This is a genomic window from Arthrobacter sp. 05L417 (genome assembly GCF_056397865.1).
The window spans coordinates 1-439 of sequence record NZ_JBFTOG010000123.1; the positions used below are offsets into that span (position 1 = coordinate 1).

At 62.4% G+C, this 439-nt stretch carries 1 protein-coding gene; it reads left to right on the forward strand.

Annotation, left to right across the window (positions count from 1 at the left end):
* Positions 1-98: 98 nt before the first annotated feature.
* Positions 99-439: DeoR/GlpR family DNA-binding transcription regulator (locus AC1DJW_RS26595; protein WP_476902973.1), on the forward strand; the 341-nt coding region annotated here is incomplete at its 3' end.

Genomic DNA, 439 nt, shown 5'->3' on the forward strand with positions numbered 1-439 from the left:
GGCAGATCGCCACGCTAAGCTTGCTCCCTGATTCAGACGGAATCTTTCGCTTCACTGGCGTATCATCCGTGATCTTCGCGCTTTAAAAGGAAACCTCTATGCTGCAGGAAACGCGCCTTCATCGCATCCGTGCCTTACTGACCCGGCTTAACCAGGTGAGTACCGAGCGCATTATCAGGGAGCTGGGGGTCTCACGCGAAACCGCGCGCCGCGATATCATTGAGCTGGAAGCGCTGGGTCTGGCGCGCCGCGTTCACGGCGGGCTGGTGGCGATTGAAACGCGGGCTGAACCGCCGCTGACGGAACGCCGCAGTACCCAGACCCGGGAGAAGCGCGCCATCGCCCGCGCCGCTGCGCAGTTGCTGCAGCCCGGACAAACGCTGTTTCTGGATGCGGGCAGCACCACCACGCTGCTGGCAGAGGAGTTGCACGCCCTTTC